The sequence below is a fragment of the Streptomyces sp. JJ38 genome, from assembly GCF_019303475.1.
Lineage (GTDB): Bacteria > Actinomycetota > Actinomycetes > Streptomycetales > Streptomycetaceae > Streptomyces.
This window is the reverse complement of record NZ_JABLSI010000006.1, coordinates 38,804-55,003: the sequence shown is the minus strand read 5'-3', so window position 1 is coordinate 55,003 and position 16,200 is coordinate 38,804. Positions and strand designations below refer to the sequence as shown.

The window sequence follows — 16,200 nt, the reverse complement described above, 5'->3', positions numbered from 1 at the left end:
GTCGCGATGAGTTCCGGCCTGGCGGGTGGTCTGTCCCGATAACCGTCGCAGGACGTCGTACGACGTCATCGGTACGAGAGACCACGGAGGACGCCATGACGACCATGCCGGACGACCACGAGTCCGCCACGCCAAGCGGTCGCCCGCCCATCGTCGACCTCGCCACGTGGCAGGCCGCCCGTGACGCGCTGCTGGTCCGGGAGCAGGCCCACACCCGCGAGGGCGACGCCCTCGCCGCGGCCCGCCGCCGGCTGCCGATGGTGGAGGTCGACGGGACGGTCGAGGTCGTGGGGTCCGACGGCCCGGTGCCGTTCCCGGACCTGTTCCAGGGCCGCGACGAACTCGTGGTCTACCAGCACATGTGGTTCGACGGCGCGCCGCCGCAGGGGCAGTGCGAGGGCTGCACCACCACGGCCTGGCACCTGAGGGACGCCGTCTACCCCAACGCCCGCGGCGTCTCCTTCGCCATCCTGACGACGGGCCCGTGGGACGAGGTGGCCTCCTACGTCGAGTTCATGGGCTACACGCAGCCGTGGTATTCGGTGCGCGGCGTCGAGGGGCCGATCGGCGGCGACATGGGATACCTGGCCTGCTTCCTGCGCGAGGGCGACCGCGTCTTCCTCACCTACTCGACGACGGGCCGCGGCAACGAGCGGGTGAACGGATCCCTGGGCCTGCTCGACATGACGCCCTACGGCCGCGGCGAGGCGTGGGAGGACAAGCCCGAGGGCTGGCCCGAGGGGCAGGGCCCGTGCTGGTCCTGGCGCACGGACGCGGACGGGAACGCCACCTGGGGCCCGACCAGCCGCCCCGTGCCGCAGTGGACCCGCCCCGGCGCGACCCCCGTGGAGACTCTGGGCCGCGAGGGTCACTGCCACTGACGCCCCGTCATCGGCCCCGTCCGCCTCGTCGGTCTCCTCCGCCGCTCGGCCTCGCGGGCGGTTCTCGGTGCGGGTGTGAGCCGCCGCGCGCGGCACGAGCGCGAGCCGAGGCGCGGTCATGCCGGTGTCTGGCTATCGTCGTTCGATGCGTGTTTGCGGAGAACGAGCGGTTTGCCGGAAAGCGCCGTGGTGAGGAGCCGACTGCCGAAGCCGGGGCACCCCGCCCAGGTGGTCGTCGCGGCCTTCGCCACGGCGGTCGCGGCGGGGACCGCGCTGCTCATGCTGCCCGCGGCCAAGGCGGGGCCGGGCGGCGGCGCGCCCGTGCTGGAGGCGCTGTTCACCTCCACGTCCGCGATCTGCGTGACGGGGCTGGTCGTGGTGGACACGCCCACGTACTGGTCCGGGTTCGGGCAGGCCGTGATCCTCGGGCTGATCCAGGCGGGCGGCTTCGGCATCATGACCTCCGCGTCCCTGCTGGTGATGCTGCTCTCCCACCGGCTCAACCTGCGCGCCCGGCTGACCGCCGCCTCGGAGACCAAGACGCTCGGCCTGGGAGAGGTCCGCTCCGTCGTCCTCGGCGTGGCCAAGGTGAGCCTGGTGCTGGAGGCCGCCACGGCGGCGGTGCTCATCCCGCGCTACCGGTTCGGCTACGGCGAGCCCTGGCCCGAGGCGGTGTGGCTGGGCGGCTTCCACGCCGTCTCGGCGTTCAACAACGCCGGTTTCGTGCTGTACGCGGACAGCCTGGTGGGCTTCGTCACCGACCCGTGGATCTGCCTGCCCGTCGCGCTGGCGGTCATCGCGGGCGGGCTCGGGTTCCCCGTCCTCTTCGAGCTGCGGCGGCGGTGGCGCAGGCCGCGCGGCTGGTCCCTGCACACCAAGGTCGTGCTGTGGACCTCCGGAGCCTTCCTCCTCGGCGGCACCGCGTTCGTCACCGCCGTCGAATGGAACAACCCCGCCACCCTGGGCACCCTGGACTGGAACGGCAAGCTGCTGGCCGGGTTCTTCCAGGGCGTCATGCCGCGCAGCGGCGGGTTCAGCAGTGTGGACACCGCCGAGATGAACCCGGCGAGCTGGGTGGGCATCGACGTGCTGATGTTCGTCGGAGGCGCGAGCGCGGGCACGGCCGGCGGGATCAAGGTCACCACCTTCGCCGTCCTCTTCTACGTCATCTACGCCGAGGTCCGCGGCGACACCGGGGTGAACATCCTCAACCGCCGGCTGCCGGGGGAGGTGCAGCGGCAGGCCCTGACCGTCGCCCTGCTGTCGGTGGCCGCCGTCGTCGTCTCCACGGTGGTCTTCATCGTGTTCACCGACATCAACCTCGACCAGTCGCTGTTCGAGGTCGTCTCCGCGTTCGCCACCGTCGGCCTCTCCACCGGTGTCACCGCACAACTGCCGCCCGTCGAGCAGGTGCTGCTGGTCGTGCTGATGTTCGTCGGCCGTCTCGGCCCCATCACCGTGGGCTCCGCCCTGGCCCTGCGACAGCGTGTCCGCCTGTACGAGCTTCCCGAGGAGCGACCCGTCATTGGCTAGGAAGTCCCGCCCCAGCAAGGACCGTGCTCCCGCGAGCACCTCCGTCGTCGTCATCGGGCTGGGCCGCTTCGGCCGCGCCCTGGCGCTGGAGCTGGCCGACGAGCACACCGAGGTCCTCGGCATCGACGCGGACCCCGAGGTCGTCCAGTCCGTGTCGGCGGACCTCACCCACGCCGTCCGCGCGGACTCCACCAAGGAGGACGCCCTGCGCCAGCTCGGCGTGCACGAGTTCGGCGGTGCCGTCGTCGGCATCGGCACCAACCTGGAGGCCAGCATCCTGACCGCGTCCCTGCTGGTCTCCTTCGGCATCCCGGACGTGTGGGCCAAGGCCATCAGCGAGGCGCACGGCCGCATCCTCACCCAGCTCGGCGTGCACCACGTCGTCCACCCCGAGCACGACATGGGCCAGCGCGTCGCCCACCTGGTGCGCGGCCGCATGCTCGACTACATCGAGTTCGAGGACGACTTCGCCATGGTCAAGACCAGGGCGCCCGCCGACATCGTGGGGCTCCGGCTGGCCGACAGCGCCGTGCGCTCCCGCTACGGCCTGACCGTCGTCGCCATCAAGCGCCCCGGCGAGGGCTTCACCTACGCCACCCCGGACACCGTCGTGGAGCGGGACGACACCCTCATCGTCGCCGGCCGGACCCACCAGACCGAACGCTTCAGCGAACTGGGCTGAGCCTGGCGGGCCTGCCGTACGCCCCTCCGCCCGGCCCGTGCTCGCAGCCGTTCAATGCTCGTGTCCGTCGTCCTCGTGGGGTTCCTCGGGCGTCGGCGGCGTCGACGGCGCGGGCTCTCCGTCGTCCTCCGCGCCGGTGCTGGGCTCCGTGGGGTCCGTCGGCGTCTCCGGGGCGGTGCCGTCGTCGTGGCCGTCCTCGTCGTGGTCGTCGTGCTCGTGCTCGTGTGGTCCCGACTCCTCGCCGGTGCCGTGTGCGTGGCTGTGCTCCAGCGCCGCGCGCACGGCGGGAACGGTGACCTGGGCCGTGCCGGCGGCCATCACTCCGGCCACGAGGACCGCCGTCAGGGCGGAACCGAAGCCGCGCCCGCGGCGGATCACCCAGCTGACCAGGGCGAACAGGATGACGACCTGAAGCAGCGCGGCGGTGGCGTCCGCCCGGCCGATCTCCTCGACCTGACCGGCCGCCGGTCCCATCGGCATACCGACGGTGCGGCTGGCGGCCCAGGTGCCCAGCGCCCCGACCGTGCCGATCACTCCGGTCGCGACGGTCCATCGTCCGCCGCCCCGCAGCGCCAGGACGGCCCAGGCCGCCTGGAACGCGCCGAGGGCGTAGAAGAACACGCCCGCGAGACGCCACTCCGTGAAGTGGTCGGGCCCCGCGGCGATATGTATCGCCCCCGCGCCCAGCGACGCGAACGCCGCGATGACCATCTCCGTGCCCAGCCGTCGCGACGGGCTCGTGCCGGATCTTCCTCGTGCTCCCATGACCAGTCCTCTCGTTTCCCGGGTTGGGTGAAATCGGCAGCGTGTGGCGCCGTGCGCCGCAGCCAGGGTTCGTCGGCCGCGGCTCACGGTGGCTTCGCTAGACCCGCGAAACGCAGAGCACGGTGGGAGTGGGGCGTGGCGGGGGCCGGGGCTTCGCGGCGGACCCGCGCGGCGGGAGAGGTGCGAACAGCTCGGCGGCCGTCAGGCGAGGCCCGGCGCCGACGGCCGGGTCGTCCAGCAAGGGCGGGGCACCGCCGGCGGGGAGGCCCTCGCACCCGGCCCCGTCGTGTGCGTCGTGGCCGTCCGGCCTCCCGTGGCCGCGGCTGTCGTGGCCGGACGTCTCCGTCGTGAAGGAGAACGCCACGTTCAGGGAGGCGTGGTCGTGCTGCTGGGAGGAGTGGGCGGCGCTCCCGCCGAGGCCGTGGCTCAGGGCCAGCGCGATCAGCAGGAGCGGGACGAGGGCGTACGCCGCGGCCCTGCGCTGCATCCTGCCCTCCTCGGCTCGTGGGTGGCGCGTACCCTACCCCATCCGGAAGAGCAGATTCCGGTCCTGGTCCTGCGCTCAGCCGGGCCGGGCGCCCGGCTTCACCCGAGGCTCTCGGCGGTGCCGGAACGGCGGCGCAGGACGCAGTCGCCGCAGGTCCCGGCCCCGGGGACGCGGTAGTAGAGGCAGCAGTTGTGCCGGGCGAGGGCCAGGCCGTCCGGGGCGGGGGAGACGGTGCCGGCATCGGCCAGAGGCGCGCGGCGCAGGACGTCCTCGGCCAGCGCCACGGCGGTGGCCCGGGCATCGGGCCGGGCGTCGGCCAGCACCCGCAGCCCGCCGACGAGCGCGGAGGCGGCGTTGCCGTGCAGGGTGTGCCAGGAGACGCGCGCCAGCTCGCGGACGGCGGCCCCCAGCGGCCGGAGGTTGGCCTCCAGGACGGTCGCGTGCAGCGCCTCGGCGAGCTCGGCGGGCTCGGCGGCGGGCAGGTCGCGGGGCTCGGGCAGCCAGAGCCGCAGCGGCCCGGCCGGGTTCGGGCACCACCACACCCCGGAGGGGTCGAGGTCCGGGACGCGTCCGGAAAGGGCGGCGGAGGCCAGAGCCACCGACCACAGCCGGGAGGCGAGGCCGAGGTGGGCGGTCGAGGCGGCGACCCGGGTCTGGTCGGTGCCGAGGCGCCGGGCGACGAAGGCGGTGTAGGAGGACAGCGCACGGCCTTCGCCGTACAGCTCGCGCAGTGGCCGGAACCCCTCGGGGTCGGGCCGGGGTCCAGGGTGGACGTGGAAGAACGGCCCGACCTGGCCGAGCCGGGTCAGGTGGTCTCCGGGGGGCGACACCATGCGCGACTTCCTCGCTCGCCGTCTCGGTTTCGCCCGACAGCATGGCAGAGCCGGGGCGCGGCCGGTGGTCCGGGCGGGGTGTGGAAGACAGGGGGTTTCCCCGGTTACAGCGGAGGGGCGGATTCCTAGGGTGAGCGGATCACCGGGTCCCCTCAGGCCGGAACCGGTGGCTCCGCACAAAGCGGCCGGGTCTGTCGTTCGCGACGGATTCGGCACCCTCCCCCCCCTCGTGAGGTTGTTCACCCATGGAAAGTGTCATGTCAACGTCAAGACCGCGTCGCCGTCCCCCGTCCCGCCTCCGTCGTACCGCCGTGGGGACGCTGCTCGCCTCCGCGCTGGCCGTCGGCTCCATGTCCTCCTTCGCCCTCGCCCCCGCGTTCGCCCAGCCCGGGGACGGCGACCCGGGGACGATCGTCGGCGCGAACGCCCCCGACCGCGTCCAGGACAGCTACCTCGTCACGCTCAAGGACGGCCGCTTGGCCGCCAAGGCGGCCAAGCGGCTGGCCCGGCAGCACAACGGCAAGGTCAAGCACCTCTACGGCAAGACCGTGAACGGCTTCTCCGTCACCATGACCGAGAAGGCCGCCCGCGCCCTGGCCAAGCACCCCGACGTCGAGCGCGTCGAGGCAGACCGCGAGGTCCGGATCTCCGACTCCCAGGTGAACCCGCCCTCCTGGGGCCTGGACCGCATCGACCAGGCCGCCCTGCCGCTGGACGACGCCTACGCCTACAGCGGCACGGCCTCCAACGTGCACGCCTACATCATCGACACCGGCATCCGCACCACCCACGAGGACTTCGGTGGCCGTGCCACCTGGGGCGTCAACACCACGCCCGACGGGCTCGACACCGACTGCAACGGCCACGGCACCCACGTCGCCGGGACGACCGGCGGGACGGCGTACGGCGTCGCCAAGGACGTCCAGCTCGTCGCCGTCAAGGTGCTGGAGTGCAACGGCAGCGGTACCTACTCCGGCGTCATCGCGGGCGTCGAATGGGTCACCGCCAACGCCGCCAAGCCCGCGGTGGCCAACATGAGCCTCGGCGGCCTCGCCAGCGACACCCTCGACGAAGCGATCGCCGCCTCCTCCGCCTCCGGTGTCACCTACGCCGTCGCCGCCGGGAACGAGAACAGCGACGCCTGCGGGACCTCCCCGGCCCGCGTCCCGGCCGCCATCACCGTCGGGTCCACCACGTCCGCGGACAGCCGCTCGTCGTTCTCCAACTGGGGTGGCTGCGTGGACGTCTTCGCGCCCGGCAGTCTCATCACCTCCGCCTGGACCGGCGGCGACACCGACGTCAACACCATCAGCGGCACCTCCATGGCCTCCCCGCACGTCGCGGGCAACGCCGCGCTGATCGCCTCGGCCAACCCGGCCTGGACGCCCGAGCAGATCACCGACGCCATGCTGGCCGACGCGACCGACGGCGTCGTCACCGACCCCGGGACCGGCTCGCCGAACAAGCTGCTGCGCGTCAGCGGCGAGTCGATCGCCAACGACTTCCGCATCGACCTGTCCTCGTCCTCCGGTACCGCGAAGGGCGCGGCCTCGGTCACCACCACCGTCGACACCACGCTGGTCAAGGGCGACCCGCAGACCATCACCTTCGGCACCGAGGGCCTCCCGGCCGGCACCACGGCCACCTTCAGCCCGGCCGACGTCACCACCGGTGAGAGCGCGACGCTGACGATCACCACCACCGACTCCACGCCCGGCGGCATCCACCCGATCACGGTGACCGCCACCGGCCCGGAGATCACGCACAAGGCCACCTACACGCTGTCCGTCTCCAGCGCCGCCTGCCAGACCGGTCAGCTCCTCGTCGACACCGGCTTCGAGGGCGACGGCACGAGCGAGGACGACGGAAAGACCAACAACGGGAAGGGCAAGAAGAAGACGTCGCCGGCCCCGGCGGGGTGGACGGCCCCCGAGGGCGTCATCGGCACCCACGCCGAGTGGCCCGCACACTCCGGCACGGCCAACGCCGTGCTGGGCGGTGTCGGAGAGGACGCCACGGCCTCGCTGAGCCAGCAGGTCTCGCTCCCGGCCGGCTGCGCCCGGTACAGCCTGGACTTCTGGCTCCAGATCGACACCGACGAGACCAGCGACGGCCCCTGGGACACGCTCAAGGTCCAGGTGCTGAACGCCGAGGGCACCAGCGTCCTGAAGACTCTGGAGACCTACTCCAACACCGATGGTTACGGGGCCAGCGGCTACTTCCAGCGGTCCCTGGACCTCTCCGACTTCGCGGGCCAGGACATCACCCTGCGCTTCCGCTACGCGGAGGACTGGATCTGGCAGACGACCTTCGTCCTCGACGACGTCACACTGAACGCCGTGTGACGGGGCGGACGTTGACCGCTGGTGCGGCGGGACGGCGTCCGTGAACGAAGCCCGTCCGGGCCCGGGGTGCTGCCTTCCCCGTGGCCCGGGCGGGCTTCCGCCGTCGGCGCGGCCGTGCGCACGCCGCCGGGACGGTCGTGCGCACGGCCGTTGAACGGTCGTGCGCACGGCCATTGATACCCCGTCCACCTGCGGTTATCGTGCGAGCGCACCAGCCCCGTCGGCACTGGAGGGGACATCAGCGCGCTCCACGATCCCCGCCCCACCCGACCCGCGGCACCCGCCCGCCCCCTGGTCGGCAGGGAGGCGCTGCTCGCCACCGTCCGGTCCCAGCTGGACCTCGGCAGGCCCGTGCTCCTCACCGGGCCCAGCGGGATCGGCAAGAGCGCGCTGCTCGCCGAGCTCGGCTCGGCCGCGCCGCTGCCCGAGGACCGCGTCCTGCGCGTCAGCGGCAGCGAGAGCGAGCGGTGGATCGCCTGGAGCGCCGCCGCCGACCTGCTCCGGCGGCTCCCCCCGACGCGCGCCGCGGACCTGCCGGACGCGCACCGGGCGGCCATGGACGCGATCCTGCTGCGCGACGGCGTCCCCGCCGGCTCCCCCCAGCCCGCCGCGGGACCCGGCGGCCAGATCCGGGAACCCGACCCGCACGCGGCCCGGCTGGCCCTCCACGAACTGCTCCACCGGCACCTCCGGACCGGGCCCGCCCTGCTGCTCGTGGACGACCTCCCCCGCGTCGACGCCGAGTCCGCCGCCCTCATCGCCTACGCCGTACGGCGACTGGGTGACGCCGGGCTCGGCTGCGTCTGCACGGCGCCGCCCGGCACCCGGCCGCTGCCCGGAGGCGTGGACGTCCCGGTGCCGGCGCTCTCCTCCGAGGACCTCGCCGAGCTGCTGGCCCCCTTCACCCTCCCCGCGCGCGCCGCCAACAGCGTCCACGCCGACTCCGGCGGCAATCCCTACCTGGCGCTGTCCCTCGCCGCCGCCGCCGTCACGGACCGGGCCGAGGGCACCCGGTCCGTCGGTTACCCGTGCCCGAGGCCGCTGCCCCCGGCCCTGCACGCGGTGATCGCCCAGCGGCTGGACGAGCTGCCCGAGCGGACCCGCGCCACCCTGCTCGCCGCGGCCCTGGCCGCGGCCCCCACCGTCGAGCTGCTGGAGCGCGCCGGGCACGACACCGCCGAGCGGGACGTGGCCACCGCCTCCGCCGCCGGGCTGCTCGTCCGGGCGGACGGCGGCATCCGCTTCACCCCGCCCGCCGTCGCCGCCGTCCTCGTCCACACCGCCACCGCCGAGCAGCGCGCCCGCGGCCACCGCGCCCTGGCCACCGCCGTCCCGCACGCCGCCGGGCGCGTCCGGCACGAGGCGCTGGCCTCGCCGGAACGCACCCAGGGCCGCTCGCTGGCCGCCACCGCGGAGACGGCACTGCGCAGCGGCGCCCGGGCCCTGGCCGCCGAACTCTTCCTGCTGGCCGCGGACCGGACGTCGGACGCCGAGGGCGGCGAGCGCTTCGAGTGGTGTGCCGCCGCGGCCGAGGCGGGCGCCGCCGAGTCGCTGCCGCAGATCGTGCACCGGGCCGCCGACACCGTTCTGGCCGCGGACTCCCACCGCGCCCACCGGGTGAGGGTGCGGCTCGCCCTGGCCGATCTGTCCAGCCAGGCCCTGGCCTGCATGGACGAGATGCTGGCCGGTGCGCTGGAGGACGCGCAGGGCGACCCCGGGCTCACCGCCCGGGTGCGGCTGCGGCTGGCCTGGGCGCGGATGGTCGGCGGCGACGCCCCCGGCTCGCGGGAGGAGGCCGTCGCCGCCGCCGAGCTCGCCCGCTCCGTCGCCGACCGCGGCACCGAGGCCCTGGCCCTGACCGTGCAGGCCGTCACCCACCGCGTGACGGGTCGCCCCGAGGAGGCCCGGCGCGCCCTCGCCGCCGCGCTCACCCCGCCCGCACCCGTCCCCGAGGGCCTGCTGCCGCTCTCGCCGCGCTTCTACGCCGCCCGTTTCGCCTTCTTCGACGACCGCCTCACCGCTTCGCGCACGGAGCTGCTGCGGATGCTGAGCCAGGTGGAGCGCGGCCGGGGCGACGAACTCGTCCTCGTCCTGCGCTGCCTGGCCGAGGTCTGCGTCCGCATGGGCCGCTGCCGTGACGCCCTGCACTACGCGCACCGCGCGGGCCGGGTCGCCCGCGAGTGCGGCACCAGCCCCGGGCCGACGTGGTACACCCGGGCCGTCGCCGAGCTGGCCGGCGGCAGCCTGGGCCGTGCCACCGCCTTCGCCGAGCGCGGCGTCCGCGCTTCCGAGCAGGAGCAGGACGCCATCCACCTCGGCCGCTGCCTGCACGTCCTCGGGCAGGCCCAACTGCTGGCGGGCGAACCGGCGAAGGCGGTACGCACCCTGGAGCGGGTCCGCGAGGGTGAGCGACGCGGCGGGCTGACGGCACCCCTGGTCCTGCGCTGGCACGGAGACCTGGCCCTCGGGCTGGCCCGGCTCGGCCGCGCCGCCGAGGCCGCCGGGGTGATCGCGGAGGCCCGGGCCGCGCTGGCCCGCGAGGGCCGGCCCGAGGGCGCTGTGGCGGCCCAGCTCCTGCGCGCCGAAGCGCTGGCCACGGCGGTCGAGGGCGATCCGCAGCGCGCCGTGGAGATGCTGGAGACGGCCCGATGGCGGTTCGCCGCCCTGGGGCAGCCGCTGGAGGAGGGGCAGTGCCTGCTCGTCGTCTCGCGGCTGGAACGCCGGCGTCGCCGCCGCGCCGCCGCCCAGCGGGCCGCCGAGGAGGCCCGCGAGCTGCTGGCCGCGTGCGAGGCACGGCCCTGGACGGAACAGGCCGACCGTGCCGTGCGCCGCTGTGAGACCGGCGGCGGCCGGGGCACCGCAGCGGCACCCCCCTCCGGCGCCGTCGCCGAGCTGGCGGTGCTCACCGCGGCCGAGGCCCGGATCGCCGTCCTGGTCGGTGCCGGTGCGAGCAACCGTGAGGTGGCGGCCCGGCTGTTCCTCAGCGCGAAGACGGTGGAGGGCACCCTGACCCGGATCTACCGCAAGCTCGGCGTGCGCTCCCGCACCCAGCTCTGTTCCCTCTTCAGCCGCCGCTCCGACGCCGCACCCACGCCTCCGGGCTGACGCCGAGCGTCCGCCCGGCGTCCGGCCCGCCCTTCCGGACATACCCGTGTGGGGTAGGCGTCGGCCGGAGCGCTGGCCCGAACGGACGGCGGCGAGCGAGAATGGGGGTCAGTGAGAACGCCTGGCGCGTGGCGGGCCCCGCGGAGTCCGTCACGCGGCCGGACCAGGAGGCGATGTCATGGTCATCCGGGTCATCCGGCCTTCCGAGGCGAGCCCCGCGGGCCCGCCGATTCCGGGGTGAGGGCGATGCGCAGCCGCTTCGAGCCCGACCGGCAGCTGACCGCCCGCATGGTCTTCACCATGTTCCTGCTCGGCCTGCTGTACGTGGCGTTCGTCGCCGCGCTGATCGTGCTGCTCAAGTCCGTCGTCCTGGTGATCGTCATCGCCGCGGCGCTGCTCGGCGCGCAGTACTGGTACTCGGACAAGATCGCGCTCTACGCGATGCGCGGCCGCCTCGTGACACGGGAGCAGGAGCCGCAGCTCCACGGTGCGGTCGACCGGCTGTGCGCCAGCGCCGACATGCCCAAGCCGCGGGTCGCGGTCGCCGACATGGACCTGCCCAACGCCTTCGCGACCGGCCGCAACGCCGACCACGCCGTCGTCTGCGTCACCACCGGGCTGCAACGCCGTCTGGAACCCGAGGAGCTCGAAGGCGTCCTCGCCCACGAGCTCTCCCACGTCGCGCACCGTGACGTCGCGGTGATCACCATCGCCTCGTTCCTCGGCGTGCTCGCGGGGCTCGTCGTGCGCTTCGCCTTCTACTCCCAGATCTTCGGCGGCCGGAGCCGCGACCAGAACACGGCCGTCCTCATCCTCGTCGTCATGGCCGTCTCCGCCCTCGTGTATGCGCTCAGCTTCCTGCTCATCCGCGCGCTCTCCCGCTACCGCGAGCTGGCCGCCGACCGGGCCGCGGCCCTGCTCACCGCCCGGCCCTCGGCCCTCGCCTCGGCCCTGACCAAGATCAGCGGTGATATCGCCCGCATCCCCACCCAGGACCTGCGCACCGCCCAGGCCTTCAACGCGTTCTTCTTCACCCCGGCGCTCGGCCCGGGCAGCGCGCTCGCCGGCCTGTTCTCCACCCACCCCAGCCTGGAGCGGCGGCTGGAGGGGCTCGCCGAGGTCTCCGCCCAGCTGGGCGAGGCCGGTGAGACGGAGTGAGCTGACGCCATGGGCTTCCTCGACGTCCTCTTCGGCCGCACCAAGCCGGTCAAGCCCGACCTCGACCAGCTGTTCGGCCTGCCCTCCGCGGCCATCACCCTGCAGGCGGCCGTGGGGTTCACGCCGACGGGAGCGGGCTCGGTCTGCTTCGCCTCCGTCGAGGGCGGCGCGTTCGCCCGCATGCGGAGCGACGTGCGGGCCCTGCTCGACGCGGACGCGGAGCGCGGCGGCGCGCCCGTGGAGTTCAGCCGCGACGCCTACGGCTACACCTGGCTGCTCTCCCGCCGGGCTCCGGACGCCCTCCCCGCCCTGGTCAACGACCTGCACGCGGTCAACACCACCTTGCAGGAGGACGGCTTCGGGCCCCGGCTGCTCTGCTCCCTCGTCGCCTTCCGCGACGAGAAGCAGCGGCCCCTCGCGCTCGTCTACCTGTACAAGCGCGGCACCTTCTACCCCTTCGCGCCGCTGCCCGGCGAGAAGCGCGACAACCCGCTGGAACTCCAGGTCAGGGCCGCCCTCCAGAACGATCTGCCGATCGAGAAGGACCTGACCCGCTGGTTCCCCCTCTGGGGTGCGCCCGGCCTGTGAATCCGGGCCGGTCCGTCGGACCCTGCCGGGCTCGCCGGGACCTCCTCACGCCCGCGCCGCCGTTGCCGTCACCCGCGCGCGCAGCCGTCGCCGTGCCCCGCCGGACAGCGCCCGGACGCCGGGCCCGCCTGACCGTGCGCGGGCGCGGAGCCGTCTAACGGAGCGCCGAGAGGACCTCCCGGGCGGTCAGCTCGCCCGCCCGCACCGCGCCCTCCAGCTTGCCGTTCCACGTCGGCGCGGTCTCCGCCCCGGTCCAGTGCAGCCGTCCCGCCGGAGCCCGCAGCGCCGGGCCGTACGCCGTCCAGACGCCGGGTGCGAGATAGCCGCCGTAGGCGCCCCGGGTGAAAGGATCGTCGCCCCAGGACCACTCGTGGTAGCCGGCGGGCTCGGCCGCCGCGGGGCCGAAGTAGCGCGCCAGATCCGCGAGGACGGCGGCCCGGCGCTCCTCGTGCGTCGCCGGGGCCAGCCGCCGGGCCTGGGCGCCCTCGATGAACGCCACCAGCACTCCCGGCGTGCCGGACGGGGGCGAGTTGTCCGCGGTGGCCCGGACCGCGCCCTCGTCGCTGACCACCTTGCCGGACAGGCCGTCACGGGCCCAGAAGCGCTCCGGATACACGCAGTGCGCCTTGATGACCCAGCCCATCGGCATGCGCTGGGTGAGGTGGTCGCGAGCGGCCGGAAGCGGCGGTTCGTAGCGGATGCGGGCGCTCAGCGCCGGTGCCGGGGAGATCACGGCGCGTCTCGCCCGGACTGTCGTCGCCCCCGCGGCGACCTCCACCCCGTCGGCGTCCTGACCGATGGCCGAGACGGGCGCGTCCAGTAGGACCGGCTCCGGCAGCTCCGCCGCCATACGGTCGCTGAGCTGCTGGGCCCCGCCCACGAACCGGCGCTCCGGGCCCAGGTCGCCGGTCGCGACGAGGCGGGTGATCTCGTGTGCGCCCGACCGGACGATCGCCAGCGCGGCCAGCAGCGACGTCCGGCCGGGCCCGCCGCCGAACACCCCCTCCAGCGAACGGGCCAGCGCCGCACGGGCCGCCGGGTCGTCCACCCGCTCGTCGAGCCACGCGTGGAAGGTGCGCGCGTCCCACTCCGCCGCCCTCGGGGCTTCCCAGGGACGGCCTGGCGGCAGCTCGTCGGCCAGCGCGACCAGCGCCGTCGCCGCCTCGCGCAGGGCGGCCGTGGAAGACTCGGCGTGCTCGGTGAAGAGCCCCGGGGCGACGGTGCGCCGACCGTGCTGCCAGTGGACCGTCAGGCCCGCGTCCCAGCTCGGGAAGAGCTCCACGCCGAGGGCGGCGGCCAGCTCCGGCAGCCGCTCCTGACCGGGGCTCACCCACTGGCCCCCGTGGTCCACGAAGAGACCGTCCCCGAGCGGGACGGTGTAGGTGCGCCCTCCGACGCGCCGCTGCGCCTCGACGACCAGCACCGAGACCCCGGCCGCCGCCAGCTCCCGGGCCGCCCGCAGGCCGGAGAGGCCCGCGCCGACGACCACCACGTCACCAGAGCGTTCCGCGCGTGACATGCCATCCAGAATGGGCCGCCCTCCCGGCCGCCGCCACTCGGCGGGCGGCACCGCACCGGCCCACCCGCCTCCGTCCGCACCGGCCCGCCCGCCTCCACGGGCATACTGCTACCGCAAGGGGCGCGATCACCGCCAACGCCGAGGAGCCGACATGATCGACCAGCCCGCCGCCGAGAAGACGACCTTCACGACCGTCTTCGAGGTGGACCCGGTGAACACGGACCGGGCACAGGGCATCGCGGACACGTTCCAGCACGCCATCGCTCCGGCGACCGTGAACTTCGACTTCGGGGAGATCAGCCGCGCCGCGAGCCGCATCCGGGGCGGCTCGACGGTGAAGATCGTCCGTGGCTGGGGCCTGCGGGAGACGGCCCCGGTCAGCGTCATGGTCCTCTCCCTCCGCGAGGCCGTACGCCAGGCCCTGACGGAGCCGTTCACCAACGCCCGCTTCTGGGAGCGGACCGAGAAGGCGCTCACCGGCGCCTTCGTCGGCCTCGGTGGCCAGGAGGGCACCCACCTCTCCTTCTACGAGGACACCCCGGGCCGTACGAGCTACTACTACAACCTGCTGCTCACCCTTCAGGACGAGGAGACCGGCGACGACGTGTACGCCGTCGCCCTGTGCGTCGACGTGACCGTCGGACTGGACGGTGCGAAGGCCCGGGCCCTGACCGCCGAGGACACGGCCGAGTTCGCCATCCGGCTGAACGCGATCGCCCTCCGCCAGACCCCCGAGCCGGCCTGACGCGCCCGCCCGATGTCCGAAGGCCCGGGCCACCCCCGGGCCTTCGGGGTCGGCGGGGAACGGGCGTCAGTGGTGGAAGCCCGGCTGCTCGGAGACGTGGACGGCGCCGATGGTGCCGAGCCGTTCCACGGCGGTGCGCAGGTCCCGGGCGAGCAGCGCGATCTTGTCGCGGCCGGTGCCGTGCCGGACCAGTACCCGCTGCACCACCGTCTGTTCCCGGTCCGGCGGCAGCGGATAGGCCGGCACCTGCCAGCCGCGTCGGCGCAGTTGGTCGCTGAGGTCGTACAGGGTGAACGGGGCCGCCGGGTCGCTCAGCGTCCAGGTCACGGCGGGGAGCCCGCCGTGACCGTCGTACACCGGGGTGAACGGGCCCATGGAGGCGATCTCGCCGGCCAGCCAGCGTGCCGTCTCCCGGCACGCCGTGTGCACCTTGCGGTAGCCCTCCCGGCCCAGCCGCAGCAGGTTGTAGTACTGGGCGACGATCTCGCCGCCCGGGCGGGAGAAGTTGAGCGCGAACGTGGGCATGTCCCCGCCCAGGTAGTTCACCCGGAAGACCAGGTCCTCCGGCAGCAGGTCGGCCGCGCGCCACACCACCCAGCCGACACCGAGCGGCGCCATCCCGTACTTGTGGCCGGAGGCGTTGACGGACGCCACCCGCGGCACCCGGAAGTCCCACCGGAGGCCCGGTTCGAGGAACGGGGCGATGAAACCGCCGCTGGCCGCGTCGACATGGATGGGCACGTCCAGCCCGGTCGCGTCCTGGATGGCGTCCAGCTCCCGGGAGAGCTCCGCGACCGGCTCGTAGTCGCAGGTGAACGTGACGCCGAGGATCGCGACGACGCCGATGGTGTTCTCGTCCACGTACGGCCGCAGCTGGTGGGGCCGGAGCCCGGTGGCGTCCGCCTCCAGCGGCACCTGGCGCAGTTCCACGTCGAAGTAGCGGGCGAACTTCTCCCAGCACACCTGCACCGGCCCGCACACCAAGTTCGGCCGGTCCGCGGGCTTCCCCTCGGCCCGTCGCCGCTCGCGCCACCGCCACTTCAGGGCCAGTCCGCCGAGCATGGCCGCCTCACTCGAACCGGTGGTGGAGCAGCCCATCGGCGCCTCCCCCGCGGGCGAGTGCCACAGATCGGCGAGGATGTGGACGCAGCGGTTCTCGATCTCCGCGGTCTGCGGGTACTCGTCCTTGTCGATCATGTTCTTGTCGAGGCACACGTCCATCAGCCGGTGCACCTCGGGCTCCGCCCAGGTGGTGCAGAAGGTGGCGAGGTTCTGCGAGGCGTTGCCGTCCAGGGCGAGCTCGTCCTCGATCAGCGCGCGCACGGCGCGGGCGTCGGTCGTCTGGTCCGGCATCCGGTACTTCGGCAGCGAGCGTTCGCTGATCGGCATGGTGTAGACGTCGTCGAACGGGCTGCTCGGCCCGCTCCTCACCCGGTGCAGCCCCATGGGTGCCCCTTCGCTCGCCCGGTCCTCACGCACCACTGTGCGCTGGCGCCGCCCGCTCCGACACCGGGGCGGGCCCGCACGGGGGACCACCCCGCGTGTCCGGGCCCCGGGGC

The 16,200-nt window shown here is 74.2% G+C and carries 13 protein-coding genes; 8 read left to right on the top strand and 5 right to left on the bottom strand.

Annotated elements, in window-relative coordinates; all coding sequences use genetic code 11:
* The first annotated feature begins 95 nt into the window (after window positions 1–95).
* The 3 genes from HPT28_RS04540 to HPT28_RS04530 all read left to right on the top strand — a co-directional run bounded on the left by HPT28_RS04540 (window position 96) and on the right by HPT28_RS04530 (window position 3,096).
* Window positions 96–881 (top strand): DUF899 family protein, encoded by a 786-nt coding sequence (locus HPT28_RS04540; RefSeq protein WP_219089472.1) that lies wholly within the window; start codon window positions 96–98, stop codon window positions 879–881.
* A gap of 228 nt (window positions 882–1,109) precedes the next feature.
* Window positions 1,110–2,414, top strand: coding sequence for a TrkH family potassium uptake protein (locus HPT28_RS04535; protein ID WP_374226919.1), 1,305 nt, complete (start codon window positions 1,110–1,112; stop codon window positions 2,412–2,414).
* The gene (locus tag HPT28_RS04530; RefSeq protein ID WP_219089470.1) at window positions 2,407–3,096 is read left to right on the top strand and encodes a TrkA family potassium uptake protein; all 690 of its coding nucleotides are present in this window, start codon (window positions 2,407–2,409) and stop codon (window positions 3,094–3,096) included. Before HPT28_RS04535 ends, HPT28_RS04530 begins: the two co-directional genes overlap by 8 nt.
* Window positions 3,097–3,147: 51 nt before the next feature.
* Here HPT28_RS04530 and HPT28_RS04525 read toward each other — a convergent pair whose 3' ends face one another.
* The 3 genes from HPT28_RS04525 to HPT28_RS04515 all read right to left on the bottom strand — a co-directional run bounded on the left by HPT28_RS04525 (window position 3,148) and on the right by HPT28_RS04515 (window position 5,181).
* Entirely contained in the window at window positions 3,148–3,861 is a 714-nt protein-coding gene (locus HPT28_RS04525) for a hypothetical protein (protein ID WP_219089469.1), read from the bottom strand.
* Window positions 3,862–3,958: 97 nt separating this feature from the next.
* Entirely contained in the window at window positions 3,959–4,348 is a 390-nt protein-coding gene (locus tag HPT28_RS04520) for a hypothetical protein (protein WP_219089467.1), read from the bottom strand.
* Between the two features lie 98 nt (window positions 4,349–4,446).
* Window positions 4,447–5,181 (bottom strand): (2Fe-2S)-binding protein, encoded by a 735-nt coding sequence (locus HPT28_RS04515; RefSeq protein ID WP_219089466.1) that lies wholly within the window; start codon window positions 5,179–5,181, stop codon window positions 4,447–4,449.
* 311 nt (window positions 5,182–5,492) lie between these two features.
* On the opposite strand from HPT28_RS04515, the gene HPT28_RS26595 reads away from it, so the two are divergent.
* From HPT28_RS26595 to HPT28_RS04495, 4 genes are all read left to right on the top strand, one after another.
* Window positions 5,493–7,526, top strand: coding sequence for a S8 family serine peptidase (locus tag HPT28_RS26595; RefSeq protein WP_308119076.1), 2,034 nt, complete (start codon window positions 5,493–5,495; stop codon window positions 7,524–7,526).
* A gap of 189 nt (window positions 7,527–7,715) precedes the next feature.
* Window positions 7,716–10,631 carry a LuxR family transcriptional regulator gene (locus tag HPT28_RS04505; protein ID WP_306824576.1) on the top strand — a complete coding sequence of 972 codons (2,916 nt, stop codon included), beginning with the start codon at window positions 7,716–7,718 and terminating at the stop codon, window positions 10,629–10,631.
* A gap of 246 nt (window positions 10,632–10,877) precedes the next feature.
* Window positions 10,878–11,789 (top strand): zinc metalloprotease HtpX, encoded by a 912-nt coding sequence (htpX, locus tag HPT28_RS04500; protein WP_219089462.1) that lies wholly within the window; start codon window positions 10,878–10,880, stop codon window positions 11,787–11,789.
* A 9-nt stretch (window positions 11,790–11,798) separates the two neighbouring features.
* Complete coding sequence (locus tag HPT28_RS04495; protein ID WP_219089460.1) at window positions 11,799–12,377, top strand: hypothetical protein; 579 nt, start codon at window positions 11,799–11,801, stop codon at window positions 12,375–12,377.
* Between the two features lie 154 nt (window positions 12,378–12,531).
* Here HPT28_RS04495 and HPT28_RS04490 read toward each other — a convergent pair whose 3' ends face one another.
* Window positions 12,532–13,896 (bottom strand): FAD-dependent oxidoreductase, encoded by a 1,365-nt coding sequence (locus HPT28_RS04490; protein WP_219089458.1) that lies wholly within the window; start codon window positions 13,894–13,896, stop codon window positions 12,532–12,534.
* A 151-nt stretch (window positions 13,897–14,047) separates the two neighbouring features.
* Here HPT28_RS04490 and HPT28_RS04485 point away from each other — a divergent pair, with 151 nt between their 5' ends.
* Window positions 14,048–14,641: a Type-2Aa cytolytic delta-endotoxin gene (locus HPT28_RS04485; protein ID WP_219089456.1), complete on the top strand. Its 594-nt coding sequence runs from the start codon at window positions 14,048–14,050 to the stop codon at window positions 14,639–14,641.
* 66 nt (window positions 14,642–14,707) lie between these two features.
* Here HPT28_RS04485 and HPT28_RS04480 read toward each other — a convergent pair whose 3' ends face one another.
* The gene (locus HPT28_RS04480; RefSeq protein ID WP_219089455.1) at window positions 14,708–16,087 is read right to left on the bottom strand and encodes a glutamate decarboxylase; all 1,380 of its coding nucleotides are present in this window, start codon (window positions 16,085–16,087) and stop codon (window positions 14,708–14,710) included.
* Window positions 16,088–16,200: the final 113 nt, after the last annotated feature.